Origin of the sequence: Neptuniibacter pectenicola (genome assembly GCF_001597735.1) — a bacterium.
Taxonomy (GTDB): Bacteria; Pseudomonadota; Gammaproteobacteria; order Pseudomonadales; family Balneatricaceae; genus Neptuniibacter; species Neptuniibacter pectenicola.
In genome coordinates this window covers 59,037-72,293 of sequence record NZ_LUTS01000001.1, presented here as the reverse complement: position 1 = coordinate 72,293, position 13,257 = coordinate 59,037, and the positions used below count along the sequence as shown (strand labels likewise).

General features: G+C 45.3%; 11 protein-coding genes. 8 read left to right on the top strand and 3 right to left on the bottom strand.

Features of this window, described 5'->3' with window-relative positions; all coding sequences use genetic code 11:
• Nucleotides 1-32 precede the first annotated feature (32 nt).
• Nucleotides 33-1,550: an amidophosphoribosyltransferase gene (gene purF, locus A3773_RS00285; protein WP_067981524.1), complete on the top strand. Its 1,518-nt coding sequence runs from the start codon at nucleotides 33-35 to the stop codon at nucleotides 1,548-1,550.
• Between the two features lie 11 nt (nucleotides 1,551-1,561).
• Nucleotides 1,562-2,779 carry an O-succinylhomoserine sulfhydrylase gene (locus A3773_RS00280; RefSeq protein ID WP_067981523.1) on the top strand — a complete coding sequence of 406 codons (1,218 nt, stop codon included), beginning with the start codon at nucleotides 1,562-1,564 and terminating at the stop codon, nucleotides 2,777-2,779.
• A 106-nt stretch (nucleotides 2,780-2,885) separates the two neighbouring features.
• Here A3773_RS00280 and thpR read toward each other — a convergent pair whose 3' ends face one another.
• Nucleotides 2,886-3,404, bottom strand: coding sequence for an RNA 2',3'-cyclic phosphodiesterase (thpR, locus tag A3773_RS00275; RefSeq protein WP_067981522.1), 519 nt, complete (start codon nucleotides 3,402-3,404; stop codon nucleotides 2,886-2,888).
• Between the two features lie 78 nt (nucleotides 3,405-3,482).
• Here thpR and A3773_RS00270 point away from each other — a divergent pair, with 78 nt between their 5' ends.
• From A3773_RS00270 to A3773_RS00250, 5 genes are all read left to right on the top strand, one after another.
• The gene (locus A3773_RS00270; RefSeq protein ID WP_067981521.1) at nucleotides 3,483-4,424 is read left to right on the top strand and encodes a tRNA dihydrouridine synthase; all 942 of its coding nucleotides are present in this window, start codon (nucleotides 3,483-3,485) and stop codon (nucleotides 4,422-4,424) included.
• Nucleotides 4,425-4,462: 38 nt separating this feature from the next.
• On the top strand, nucleotides 4,463-6,466 hold the full coding sequence (locus A3773_RS00265; RefSeq protein WP_067981519.1) for a methyl-accepting chemotaxis protein: 2,004 nt from the start codon (nucleotides 4,463-4,465) through the stop codon (nucleotides 6,464-6,466).
• A 105-nt stretch (nucleotides 6,467-6,571) separates the two neighbouring features.
• The gene (locus tag A3773_RS00260) at nucleotides 6,572-7,090 is read left to right on the top strand and encodes an O-acetyl-ADP-ribose deacetylase (protein WP_067981514.1); all 519 of its coding nucleotides are present in this window, start codon (nucleotides 6,572-6,574) and stop codon (nucleotides 7,088-7,090) included.
• 387 nt (nucleotides 7,091-7,477) lie between these two features.
• Nucleotides 7,478-9,973: a bifunctional diguanylate cyclase/phosphodiesterase gene (locus A3773_RS00255; protein ID WP_231902098.1), complete on the top strand. Its 2,496-nt coding sequence runs from the start codon at nucleotides 7,478-7,480 to the stop codon at nucleotides 9,971-9,973.
• 80 nt (nucleotides 9,974-10,053) lie between these two features.
• Entirely contained in the window at nucleotides 10,054-11,298 is a 1,245-nt protein-coding gene (locus tag A3773_RS00250; RefSeq protein WP_231902097.1) for an ABC transporter substrate-binding protein, read from the top strand.
• A 103-nt stretch (nucleotides 11,299-11,401) separates the two neighbouring features.
• Here A3773_RS00250 and A3773_RS00245 read toward each other — a convergent pair whose 3' ends face one another.
• Entirely contained in the window at nucleotides 11,402-11,821 is a 420-nt protein-coding gene (locus A3773_RS00245) for an immunity protein Imm33 domain-containing protein (RefSeq protein ID WP_067981512.1), read from the bottom strand.
• Nucleotides 11,822-12,053: 232 nt separating this feature from the next.
• On the opposite strand from A3773_RS00245, the gene A3773_RS00240 reads away from it, so the two are divergent.
• Nucleotides 12,054-12,359 (top strand): DUF3622 domain-containing protein, encoded by a 306-nt coding sequence (locus A3773_RS00240; RefSeq protein WP_075109440.1) that lies wholly within the window; start codon nucleotides 12,054-12,056, stop codon nucleotides 12,357-12,359.
• Nucleotides 12,360-12,461: 102 nt separating this feature from the next.
• Here A3773_RS00240 and A3773_RS00235 read toward each other — a convergent pair whose 3' ends face one another.
• Nucleotides 12,462-13,232: a DUF4197 domain-containing protein gene (locus A3773_RS00235; protein ID WP_067981511.1), complete on the bottom strand. Its 771-nt coding sequence runs from the start codon at nucleotides 13,230-13,232 to the stop codon at nucleotides 12,462-12,464.
• Between the last annotated feature and the right edge of the window lie 25 nt (nucleotides 13,233-13,257).

Sequence of the window (13,257 nt, the reverse complement as noted above, 5' to 3'; positions counted from 1 at the left end):
TTTCTTTAGTTGGCACTTTGAGGTGAGTTTTAATGTGCGGGATTGTTGGCATTGTAGCCAAATCTAATGTGAACCAGACTATTTTTGATGCCCTAACAGTGCTTCAGCACCGCGGGCAAGACGCAGCAGGCATGGTAACTTGTGAGGGAAACCGTTTCTTTTTGCGTAAAGACAATGGCTTGGTGAACGAAGTATTTCGTACCCGCCATATGAAACGTCTGGCAGGGAACGTGGGTATAGGTCACGTTCGTTACCCAACCGCAGGAAGTTCTAGCTCTGCTGAAGCTCAACCGTTTTACGTTAACTCACCTTATGGGATAGCACTGGCCCATAACGGTAACTTAACGAATGCGGATGATGTTGCTGAGCAGATGTTTCGTGCAGACCTTCGTCATATCAACACCACCTCAGACTCTGAAGTCCTGCTCAATGTCTTAGCACATGAGCTTCAGCTTCAAGGTAAGTTGAAACCTCAGGCAGAAGATATGTTTGCTGCGGTTCAGCGAGTGCATGAGCGTTGTAAAGGTGGTTATGCTGCGGTTGCTTTAATTACCGGCTACGGCATGTTGGCTTTCCGAGATCCCCATGGGATCCGTCCACTGATTTACGGTAAGCGTGAAACAAAGTCAGGGACTGAATATATGGTAGCGTCAGAGAGTGTCGCGCTGGATATTTCAGGCTTTGAACGTGTGCGCGATATCGCGCCAGGTGAAGCGATCTACATTGATATGGCGGGTAATGTATCGACACAGCAATGTGCCGAAAATACCACCCTTGCACCCTGTTTATTCGAATATGTTTACCTTGCACGTCCTGATTCAATTATTGATGAAGTTAATGTGCATATCTCACGTATGCGTATGGGTAAAAAGCTAGCGGATAAGATTCGCCGTGAGCGCCCAGATCATGACATCGACGTGATTATTCCCATTCCTGATACTAGCCGTACATCCGCTATGGAGATGGCCAAGGAACTGGGTGTTACCTTCCGAGAAGGGTTTATCAAAAACAGATACATCGGCCGTACTTTTATTATGCCGGGCCAAGTTCAGCGTAAAAAATCAGTACGTCGTAAATTGAATCCCATTGGTATGGAGTTCAAAGATAAAGTCGTAATGTTAGTTGATGACTCTATTGTTCGAGGCACGACCTCGAGTCAAATTGTTCAAATGGCGCGTGATGTCGGTGCGAAGAAAGTGTACTTTGCGTCTGCAGCGCCGCCGGTTAAATTTCCAAACGTTTATGGTATCGACATGCCTGCGGCTGAAGAACTTATTGCCCATGGCCGTACGGATAAAGAGATTGGTGAAGAGATCGGTTGTGATTGGATGATCTATCAGGAACTTGATGATTTAAAACAATCCGTGTCTGAAGGGAATCCGAGCATTACTGAGTTTGATACCTGTGTCTTTGATGGACAATACGTTGCTGGCGATATTGATGAGAACTACTTAAAACGTCTAAAAGCTGCACGTAATGACTCCGCTAAAGGTAAGAACAAAAAAGCGAGCAGTAATGAATCTTCAAACCTGTGCAGTAAAATAGATTAAGAGGCCGATGAATGTCTATTTCTGATTATGAACGTGCAGACCGTATTCAGTTTGACCCTGAAGGGTATGATTTGGGTACATTAGCTGTACGCGCAGGTCAGCACCGCTCCCTGGAAGGGGAACATAGTGATCCTATTTACCCGACGTCTAGCTTTGTGTTTTCAAGCGCACGTGAAGCGGCGGCGCGCTTTGGTGGAGAGGAAGAGGGGAATATCTATTCTCGTTTTACCAACCCAACCGTGCAGTTTTTTGAAGAACGTATTGCTGCCCTCGAGGGTGGTGAACGCGCAGTGGCTACATCATCCGGCATGGCGGCTATTTTGAGCACTTGCCTTGCGCTAATGAAGGTGGGCGATCATGTTGTCTGCTCCCGTAGTGTGTTTGGGTCAACGGTTTCACTGTTTGAAAAATATCTATCTAGAACCGGTATAACAACCACTTTTGTCGATCCAACGGATCTTCAATGTTGGGAAGCTGCAATTACAGCGGATACCAAAATCCTGTTTTTGGAAACGCCCTCAAACCCACTGGCTGAGCTAACCGATATTTCAGCTGTGGCCGAGATTGCCCATAAGCATGATGTTTTACTGGTAGTCGATAACTGTTTCTGTACACCGGTGCTCCAGCAACCGCTTAAACAGGGTGCTGACATTATTATTCACTCAGCGACAAAGTATCTTGATGGACAAGGGCGTTGCGTTGGGGGTGTCGTGGTGGGTGCACAAAAAGAGATGGAAGAGGTGTTTGGTTTTATCCGCACCGGTGGCGCTTGTATGAGCCCTTTCAATGCTTGGGTGTTTCTAAAAGGTTTAGAAACACTGAAAATTCGAATGGATGCCCATTGCCGTAATGCCCTTGAGATCGCTAACTGGCTTGAACAGCAGGAGGGGATCGAGCGTGTGTTCTATTCAGGTTTAACCAGTCACCCGCAACATGAATTAGCTAAAGCACAGCAGTCGGGTTTTGGTGGCGTCCTTTCGTTTGAAGTGAAAGGTGGGCAAGACGCTGCATGGCGTTTTATTGATGCCACGACAATGGTATCGATTACCGGTAACTTAGGTGATGTTAAAACAACCATCACCCACCCATCGACCACAACCCATGGTCGCATGAGTGAAGAGGATCGTGTGGCGGCCGGTATCCATCAAAATTTGATTCGATTATCCGTCGGTATTGAAGATATTGGCGATATCAAAGCAGATATGACACGAGGTTTAGCTGCCCTTTAACGGCGCTTTATTTTGTTTGATAGCCTGCTCAAGAGCAGGCTTTTTTATGAGCGTCGATAAATAGATCCGGGACGCTGTTCGCTGCGTATAAATCTGAATACGTTATTTAAGGTATAAACTCAGCCTCTGACTGATACTCAGGTCCATCGGGTTTTAGATAGCTGCTCATGAGCTCAAAGCGGTCAGAGCTAAACTCAAGGTGAAAACCAAAGCTCTGTTGCTCGATCATTTGTGCGATGGGGGCTGAAATCTGTTTTGTACGAGCAATGGTGACATGAGGTTTAAAGCGGCGTTTCTCTAACCGGATACCTATCTCACGCATGGCGTGACATAAACGATTCTGTAGGTTAATCAGTTCAGGGTTTTCATCTACGCCTAGCCAGTAGATGCCTGATTTAAAGAAGCCTGTACCTTTCAGCGTAAGGGTGATGGGCTTAAACGTCAGTTCAGCAATGGCTTCAATGATAGCGTCGATTTTGTTGGGTGACAGTTCGCCAAGATAACTTAGTGTAATGTGTAGTTGGTTAAGCGGTGTCCAACGGAGGGACTCAATTTCAGGAAGGTAGAGTGCCGCCACCTGATTTTGCACCTCAGTCGGTAGATTTATTGCGAGAAAAAGCCGCATATACTTATCTTTCAATGCCTTTGTTAATAGAAGCTATAATATAATAATGCGTTCTACTATCTTACCTGTAATTATATTTTGAAAATTATTCTTGCGCCGATGGAAGGCGTTGTTGATTACACGATGAGAGATTTGCTCACGCAAGTGGGTGGCATCGATCAATGTGTGACTGAGTTTGTACGCGTGAGCGATCGTGTTCTCCCGGCCAAAGTGTTTAGGCGGCTGTGCCCTGAACTGTTGAACGGTGGTAAAACGCCGGCTGGGGTACCTGTTATTTTGCAGTTGTTAGGGAGTGATCCCACGGTGTTAGCAGGTAATGCACGCAAAGCGGCTAAGTTAGGTGCGCTAGGTATTGATCTTAATTTTGGTTGTCCGGCAAAAACGGTTAACAAAAGTAAAGGCGGTGCGGTACTACTCGATACCCCTGAATTGATTCATGAGATTGTTAAGGCCGTTCGTATTGCCGTGCCCGAAGGCACACCCGTGACGGCGAAAATGCGCTTGGGCAATAAAGATAAATCTTTAGCGTTTGACAATGCCCAGGCTATTGCTGAGGCAAAGGCGGATGGTCTGACGGTGCATGCACGCACTAAGCTTGAAGGTTATCGTCCACCGGCTCACTGGGAATGGATTGCGCATATTCGTGAGCAGGTTGATATACCGGTGACGGCTAACGGTGAGGTGTGGAGCTGGCAAGATTATGAGCAGTGCCGCGAGGTGAGTGGATGTGATGATGTGATGATCGGTCGTGGTTTAGTTGCGAGGCCTGATCTGGCCAAGATGATTAAACATCAGCAACGTAAAGAAGATGACGCAGCTTTAGAGTGGTCCCATGTGCTGCTATTGGTTGAGCGATACCTTGAGCGAGTGGAGCAGGATATCGCGGCTAAATATGTACATGGTCGTTTAAAACAATGGCTGTTTCACCTGCAACGAGAATACACTGACGCCGCTGTATTGTTTGAGAAAGTTAAGAAAATTAAGGAACCTTCTTTGCTAAGGCTTGCCTTACATGATTAAGTTGAATTATTGCTCAATAAAAACTGGAGAGATGATAAATGGGATTATGGATTAGACCAGCTGTAAAGCTGATGGGTAGCTTGACCTACCCCGCGAAGTTCACCATCGTTAGCGTTCTTTTTCTGATCCCGTTGTTATTGACGGTTGTTTTATATTGGCAAGAGTTAAGCCGCAATATTAATTTAACGCAGTCAGAACTGCGCGGTATTGAAATCATTAAACTGACTGAGCCATTGGTGGTTAATATAGGTCAGCACCGTGGTCTCACTAATGCTCTTTTAAATGGTAATTCGGCGGTAGAAAGTAAAGTAATGGATCGTCGCGCTAAGGTTAACCAAGCCTTAGTTGACCTTAAAGCGGGTTCTGCTGGGGTGAGTGACAGTACATTGCAGATGATCTCCGATTTAGAGAAGCATTGGGCGGACCTACTCGCCAACATTAATCGACAGACTCCCGCCGATGTTTTTGAGCTTCATAATGAATTTGCTGCAAAAGTAAGACACTTTAATCATATTTTGTTACGTGAGTTTTCATTAGAGCTAGACCCCAGTGCAAGTAATACCTACCTGATCGATAACGTAGCGTCATTCCTCCCTGTCATCATTGATGAAGCGGGGCAACTGCGTGGTAAGGCGGCAGGTGTCGCTGCAAAAGGAACCTTTACCCCCGATTCTTTTATCTATCTAAACAATATTATTGGGCATTTAGATGAAGTGTATCCGGGGTTATCGGTTGGTTTAACGATGCCCGAAATAGCTTCGATGGCCGACGATATCAAGGCCGCAGAAGAGGGGATTCGTAAGTATATTAGTTACGTTCATTTAAATGTTATAGAGCCTGACAGCTTAACGGTTGATTCCGATAAAGTGTTTGCTGAAGGAACGGCTGCTATCCAAAAGGTATTGAATTTATATCATTTGATGCTGCCTGTTTTATATGAGAAAGAGCGTGCCCATTTAGAGAAACAGATTTTTAGCCGTAACTTAATCGTGGCGGTTATCTTTATTACTGTCTTCTTAGCGTTTTACTTGTTTATGGGATTTTATCGCTCGACTGCTCAGACAATGGAAGATTTTAAACAGGTTTCTGAAAGGCTGGCCAATGGCGATCTCTCTGCGCGCCTAGATTACCAAGGTAAAGATGAGATGGCGGCTATATCGACAGGGATGAATAAGGTTGCCGATGGGTTCGAAGTTTTGGTGCGTGAAGCGCAGCGTGCGACAGACATTGTGGCCGGTAACTCAAAGCGTTTAGTGAGTGAAGCTACCCAAACTCGTGATGGTGTGGCGCGACAGAAAGAGGAAACATCCCATATTGCGGACGGGGTGGGTGATCTGGCAACAAGTGCGTCAGAAATAGCTCAAAATACCAATATGGCCTCATCGGCAGCACAAAATATAGAGACCATTGCTGCTGAAGGTTTAGCTGTGGTACAAAAAACAACCCAGTCGTTCACAGAGCTTTCACAAGAGGTTACGACAACCAGTGAAGTGATCAGTGAACTGGATCAAGATGTACAGAATATCCATGCGGTTTCGAGCGTCATCAGTGCCATTACCGACCAAACAAACTTACTGGCATTAAACGCGGCGATTGAAGCGGCACGGGCTGGTGAGCAAGGGCGAGGCTTTTCGGTTGTTGCTGATGAGGTAAGAACCTTAGCTCGACGTACCCAAGAATCAACCAGCGAAATCCGTGAAACCTTAGGTAAGCTGCAAGATTGTGCGACCCGTGCTGTCACTATGATGGAAAAAACCAGTCATTCGGTGAACGAGAACGTATCTGAAATGACCCGCGCCAGTGATGTGTTGCATGAGATAAATCACGCGTTAACCGATATGAACTTAATGAATGCGGGCATCGCTTCTGCAGCAGAAGAGCAGAGCGGCTTAGTGACCCATCTCCATAACAGTTTAGAGACGATTACTGAGGTGGCTAATAGGTCAGAAGATGCGGCAAGAAATACCTCAAGCCTTGCGGAGGAGATGTCATCATCGGCCTCGCATCTTGAAAGTGCACTATCCCGGTTCTCTCGGCGTTAATCGATACTAGGTACCTTATAAGCCCGTTGTTAATCACTTCGGGCTTTTTTAGTATTAGGGACAGTATTAGGTCAATAGCATCCAGATTTCATAGAGTAGAGCAGCATGGGCATTGATAAGCGGATAACGATTATTCAAGGGGACATTACTACCCTCAAGGTTGAAGCCATTGTTAATGCGGCTAATAACAGCTTGTTGGGAGGTGGGGGTGTTGATGGGGCTATTCATCACGCGGCAGGCCCTGAGTTGTTAGCAGAGAGCAGCATGCTCGGTGGCTGTCCTACCGGTGAAGCGCGGATCACCAAGGGGTATAACTTACCCGCGTCCTATGTGATCCATACCGTAGGGCCGATCTGGTATGGCGGTGATAATCATGAAGCCGAACAGTTAACTCAGAGCTATCAAGCCTGCTTGAGCATTGCTCAAGATCAGCGTTTTACGTCCATCGCCTTTCCTGCGATTAGTTGTGGTGTCTATGGCTATCCGCTGGATGAAGCGGCGAGTATTGCATTACAAACGGTTAATCGGGCGTTAAAGACGATGGAGAGCATGGAAAAGGTTATCTTCTGTGTGTTTAATCACGAGGTTAAACACGCGTATGAAAAGGCGGCCAGTGCGCTTTGAATGATCTAGTTCAACCGTTTTCAACAGGCGAGTTTTAGCCGCCTTCTTCTAATTAACCTATGGTTAATTAATGAGCCTCTACTATAAATGCCTCATAGATATATTTTAAGCGGGATATCCTTGTCCTATACCGTTTAAGATCTATACTTAAAAAGATGAGTCTAACATCTGTAACCCCCCTCCAATGCAGGCATGACTGCTGCTCTTTGGTCGGCTAATGTCTTTAAGCTTCATGGTTTTAAAGGCGTGTTACCTTTGACGAATAGTCGTTTTACTTGAATGTTAATCAAGTAACTTTACAGGGAATTTCACTATTTGCCGTTTTATCGCTGTTGGCTTGATTGTCATGCTCAGAACACAAATGCGTAAAGGTATGTTTAGATGAGGATGATGGATAATAGAAACCTACTGTTTTTAATCCGTTATGCATCTGTTGCGATTGTATGTGTCTTTGCGCTAGTGGTAACGATCGTTGCGATTCAAGACAATAGAGCCAAAGCGGTGCGCAGTATCGAAAGCCTTAGAGCTGAGTTATTAAACCAGCGTAAAGAGCTGATACGTTCACAAGTTGATCAAGTCTATAAGCAGTTACTGCTCAAAAAGTCGCAAATAGAAAGCACCCTTAAAGCACAAGAAAAAGGGCGTATCTACGAAGCCTACGCGATTGCCCATCATATTTACGCTAATAATATTCACAAGTCCGATACTGAAATTACCAAGCTGATTGCTGAAGCCCTCAGGCCTATGCGCTTTTTTAATGGGCGAGGTTATTATTTTATACTTGATCGCCAAGGTGTGATGGTCATGCACGGTCTTGATCCAGCGCTTGAAAACCAGTCCGTATGGAACGTCAAGGATAAAAACGGCAGCTACTTTTTTCGAGGATTGATCAATATCGTTAACAAACGGGATGAGGGGTTTCTGCGGTGGGCATTTCAAATGCCAAATGACCAGTCGGGTGATACCTTTGATAAGTTAGGTTTTGTTAAAGGGTTTGAGCCTTATGGCTGGGTCATAGGTACTGGCGACTATCTGGATGCATTTGAACGTGATGTCCAACAGGAACTACTCAAATGGTTCGCTGACTATGAGTACGATGAAGGGGGCTACTTCGTTGTATTAAATAGGCAGGGAACAGTTTTAGCCCACCATTATAATGATTTTTTAGGTAATGATCTGATGATTGGGGATACGGTTAAGGCCCCTTTGCTTGAGGATATATCAACGCAGGTTGCACAAGGGGGCGGCTATGTGAGTCACCTTAAACCACTGACGCTGAGCGGAAACGCTTCACTGGAGCATATTAGCTATGTGCGGTTGGTGAGTGATTGGGATTGGATTATAGGCACTGGCTTTAATTACAAAACCTTTGCTAAATACCTGAAAGAAAAAGAAGACCTGTTATCGCGGGATAATGATCAAAGTTTAATTAAACTGATCGCTATTGCGACGATCTCCATTTTGCTGCTTGTCGCAATCTCGCTGTATGTGAGTCATTTGATTGCCCGTCGTTTTGAAGTATTACAACAACGGATAAAAAATGACTTTAATACACTCGAAAAAGCTAAAGATAAAATGGAATTTATGGCCCTACATGATGACTTAACAGGGCTTCCCAATCGATTCCACCTTTCTCAAGAGTTAGAAAACAGCATCCGCTATACGACTGAGCAGGGCAGCAAGCTCGCCGTGTTTTTTGTTGACCTAGATAATTTTAAAAATGTGAATGACCTACACGGCCACGCTGTGGGTGATCAGTTACTGAAAGCGATTAGTCAAAAATTTGAAACGCTGACCATCGAAAAAGGTATGGTGTGCCGCTTTGGTGGGGATGAGTTTGTGTTCTGTTACCCCGACCTAAAAAGCCAGCAAGAAGCGAGTCAGTATGCACAATGTATCCAATCCGCATTGGCTGATCCTTTTATTATCGACAGTAAAATTATGACGGTGAGCTGTAGTATCGGCGCAACGATCTATCCTGATGATAGTACTGATACAGGTACCTTGATCAGTAAGGCGGATACCGTACTTTATCGCTCTAAAATGCATAAAAAGGGACAGATTGTTTTTTATGATGAGTCGATCAGTGAATATATAAACTATTTAATGAATGTTGAGCATGAGGTGGTGCGTGCGATTACCAATGATGAGATCTCCGTCTGTTACCAGCCTCAGGTTAATGTACAAACCCAGCAGCTTATTAGCGTTGAAGCGCTAGCCCGCTGGAATAACCCTACGTTGGGCAGTGTTCCACCGGGGACATTTATTACTGCAGCAGAAGAAACCGGTCTGATACATTCACTCGGGCTATTTGTGTTTAAGAAAGCCTGTGAAGATATTTATCGCTGCTCTCCTAACGGTGAGGGCGCAATTGGTTTATCGGTTAATGTGTCGCCGGTGCAGGTGCTAGAACCTGAATTTAGTGCAACGGTAATCTCACTCTGTGCGGAGGTCGGCATAGACCCCGCACGTGTTACATTGGAAATTACTGAGAATATTTTTATCCATAATATGGATAACGTACAGCCGGTCTTTAACCAATTACGAGACTATGGGTTTAATTTATCGCTGGATGATTTTGGCACCGGCTATTCCTCCCTCAGCTATATTAATCACTTACCATTAAATGAGATCAAAATTGACCGCTCGTTTATTGATAAGTTTTTAGAGGGGGGACAAAGCGACATGCTGGTACGTATGATCATCGGCCTAGGGCATTCCTGTGGAATGATTGTGGTTGCTGAAGGGGTTGAGACGGAAGCTCAGTTTGAAAAATTAGTGAGCTATGGATGTGATTTAGTACAAGGCTACTATTTTGATCGACCCCTCTCGATTGAATCCCTTGTTGAGCGTTACAAGGCATTAAGTGAGGCGATCGCTTGAGACACTGTTATCCGCTGTTTACTCTAGGTTTTAACCCATTTGCTAGCAAGGGTGTAACGCTGTCTATCCTTAGTGGGGTTGTGCTCAGTCTCCTTTCCCATGGGGTGACTGCGGAACCCGTTGAGGTTTCACTGTGGCGTCACCTCGCGAATGAGACTGAGGTGAATGCATCCTTAGCAGCCATTGCGCGGTTTAATCAGCGTCAGTCTCAGTGGAGGATTGTCCCTGATTTTATTCCAGAGCATACCTATACGCAGGCGCTTACGGCGGCGGCCCGGGCTGATGTCTTGCCATGCATTATTGATATTGATCAGCCACTGGTACCTAATTTTGCGTGGAACGATGTGATTCGCCCCCTTGATGGGCTGATTGATCAGTCGGTACTTAGCACTATCAACGCATCAGGAAAGGGAACCTATCGAGGTGAGGTCTACTCTGTGGGCCAGTTTGATGTCTCTTTAGCGCTGTTCACCCGTCGCTCCCTACTTAAGAAAATCTCAGTCAGAATACCTACCTCTGATCATCCGTGGAGTAAGGTGGAATTTATGCATGTGATCCGCGCGACTAAAGGGCTGGGTGAGTATGACTACCCATTTGATATGCGCCCTCACGATAAAACGGAATGGATTTCCTATGCTTGGGCTCCCTTAATGCGGTCGTGGGGGGCTGATTTGATCAATCGTGATAATTATACCCAAGCGGATGGCGTGCTCAATTCACCTGAAGCGGTTGCATTTGGTCAATGGGTCCAGCAATTGGTACATGACAAACTGATGGATCCTGCGCCTAAAGATGATGCTGGTTTTCCGGACGGGCGTGTGGCTGTTCAATTAAATGGTTCCTGGGCTTTACCCTATTATGACAAAGCAGTGGGTGATGATCTTTTAGTTCTGCCGTTACCAGATTTTGGCCATGGAACCGTAGTGGGTGGAGGGTCTTGGCATTGGGCGGTCAGTCGTACCTGCTCAAATGTACCGGCGGCCAAAGCCTTTATTACGTTTTTACTCTCAACCGATGAGATGGTTTATATCGCTAATGGTGTTTCTCCTACGCCCCATGTGACCGGGTTATTTCCAACCCGTCGCGAGGCCGTGGCGCAGACACCTTATTATGCTGAGGGTGGAAAGTGGCGGATGATTTACGAGTTTTCGGAGCGCTTTGCTAAATTAAGGCCAGAAACCCCAGCATACTCGGTTATCTCCTCAAGTTACAAAAAAGCGATGGCTGATATTTTAGATGGGATGCCGGTGAAAACTGCACTTGATTTAGCCGTCGAAAAGATTGAAACGACCATTAAGCGACATCAGTATTACAGGGATAAATAGCATAAGGGTATAGATGGGCGATTGGAGGGAATCCATCTTATATAGACAGGCTCCCTAGCTCAATCAGCTTGCATCGACAGATGCGGTGTGTGAAAAAACGGGTCTAGTCGCTGATCTCTACATTAAAGCGGTCAACATCGTTTGTGATCTCCACATCAACTTTAGGTGATGGGATTTTATAATCGTGTACACGTTCCCAGTTTTCACTGCCGGGTGCACGCTCCCAAACGGTGCCTGCATTAAATGTGACGAGTTCGCTCAGAGAGGGATCTAAACTGCACATTTTAACCACGGGAACGGGCACTAAGTTTGATAGTTCGTCTTCAAGAAACTCTTCGGTTTCGTACCCTGTAAACATTCTCCATCCAGTATCGTTGAGGTGTTCAGGGACCGTTTTATACATAAAACGAATAGGCAGCGTCTCGTCAAAGCATAGCTTAGATACGAGTGCTAAAAAGCCGTTTTTAGTTTGGTTTGTTTCTGACTCAGTGGATACGGGCGTGTCTATTTCAGGCGATTTCATGGCGTCTCTTTACTTAAAAACAATGAGCAAAATAGTAAACAGTGGCTATTCTAAACGTTCAGGCAGGATCAGGCTAGCAGCGGAAAGGCTAAGAAGAGGTCAAGTGGCATCGGTATTAAAAAGGCTAGGCGATCTGCATCGCGTATAAGGTAAATAAATCTATCTTAACTTTAGGGGAAGCGTGGTAGAATGGATTGCTTTTATGACTCATCTATATCTTCAGGAAAAATGAATGGCCAAGGGTAAGAAATACGACTATCAGGTAGTAGCAGAAGGTGAAACCTGGTCTGTAAAAATTTTGCGACAGGCAAGTGCCCGTAGAATTGTAGTATCAAAACGTCAGGATGGTTTTGCAACTGAAGATGAAGCCAAGGCGTGGGGTGAAGCTGAGCTAAAACAGTTTATGGAACAGCAGATCGAGCGTAATAAGCGTAAAGCAGAACGCCGTGTTGAGCGAGATGAAGCTGAAGCGCAAGCTCAGGCACGTTATGATGAAGCGCAAGCGCGTTATGAAGCATCACGTACTGAAGAAGACTAGCAGGTCCGACCTTTAATCACATAAAGGTCCATTAAAAAAGCCGAGTATGATCATCATCACTCGGCTTTTTTGTGTCTTAGGTAACACGTAGTGCACGTAGACTTATTGGAACACTTGTTTTAAGAGATCGGTTGTACGGGCTGCAGGGTTTTCACGAATTTTCTTCTCTTCGACTGCGAGCATGGTAAATAAGCCATTTAATGCTTCTTCGGTTACATAGTTATCTAAATCTACATTAACCTTATCCCCAACAAACGGAATCTCTTTGGCTTCACTGGCTAAGTCATTGTAGTAACGGGTTGCGCCCACTTGACCGAGAGACTCTTGAACGGTTGGCTGAAACAGTTCTCTGAGTTTTCCGCTGGTTTTCTCTTTAAAGTATTGAGTTGCTGCATCATCAGAGCCTGAGTAGATCTTTTTGGCATCATCAAAGCTCATCTCTTTTACGGCACTTACAATCAGCTCAGTTGCTTGCGGAGCGGCTTTCTCAGCAGCACGGTTCATGCTCTCTTCAAACTCATTCACTTGGCTTTCTAAACCGTATTTTTTAAGTAAGGAAGCAACTTTGTTGATACCGTCAGGTAGAGGAATGCGAATATCTTGATTATCCAAGTAACCACCGGGCTGGCTAATCTCTTCGATCGCACGTCGGCTGCCCACTTCAAGTGCTTCTTTTAAACCGTTTATCACCGTTTCAGTGCTGAGGCTGGTTGTTTTACCTGTTGTACTGGTACCAACCGCGGTGTCTAACACTTTCTTTTGTACCTCTTCATCTTGAACCGCTTCTTTGAGCATATCTGCCCAGCCTGCATAAGCGGTAGCGGATGAAATTGAAACGGCGAACATTGAGGCGATGAGATATGATCTTTTCATTATGCTTTTCCTATGTAGCAGTTAA

Coding starts and splice junctions, on each gene's coding strand:
- A3773_RS00260 (WP_067981514.1), top strand. CDS start 6,572: ATGGGCATTGATAAGCGGATAACGATTATTCAAGGGGACATTACTACC.
- A3773_RS00245 (WP_067981512.1), bottom strand. CDS start 11,821: ATGAAATCGCCTGAAATAGACACGCCCGTATCCACTGAGTCAGAAACA.
- A3773_RS00235 (WP_067981511.1), bottom strand. CDS start 13,232: ATGAAAAGATCATATCTCATCGCCTCAATGTTCGCCGTTTCAATTTCA.
- A3773_RS00265 (WP_067981519.1), top strand. CDS start 4,463: ATGGGATTATGGATTAGACCAGCTGTAAAGCTGATGGGTAGCTTGACC.
- purF (WP_067981524.1), top strand. CDS start 33: ATGTGCGGGATTGTTGGCATTGTAGCCAAATCTAATGTGAACCAGACT.
- A3773_RS00240 (WP_075109440.1), top strand. CDS start 12,054: ATGGCCAAGGGTAAGAAATACGACTATCAGGTAGTAGCAGAAGGTGAA.
- thpR (WP_067981522.1), bottom strand. CDS start 3,404: ATGCGGCTTTTTCTCGCAATAAATCTACCGACTGAGGTGCAAAATCAG.
- A3773_RS00255 (WP_231902098.1), top strand. CDS start 7,478: ATGATGGATAATAGAAACCTACTGTTTTTAATCCGTTATGCATCTGTT.
- A3773_RS00280 (WP_067981523.1), top strand. CDS start 1,562: ATGTCTATTTCTGATTATGAACGTGCAGACCGTATTCAGTTTGACCCT.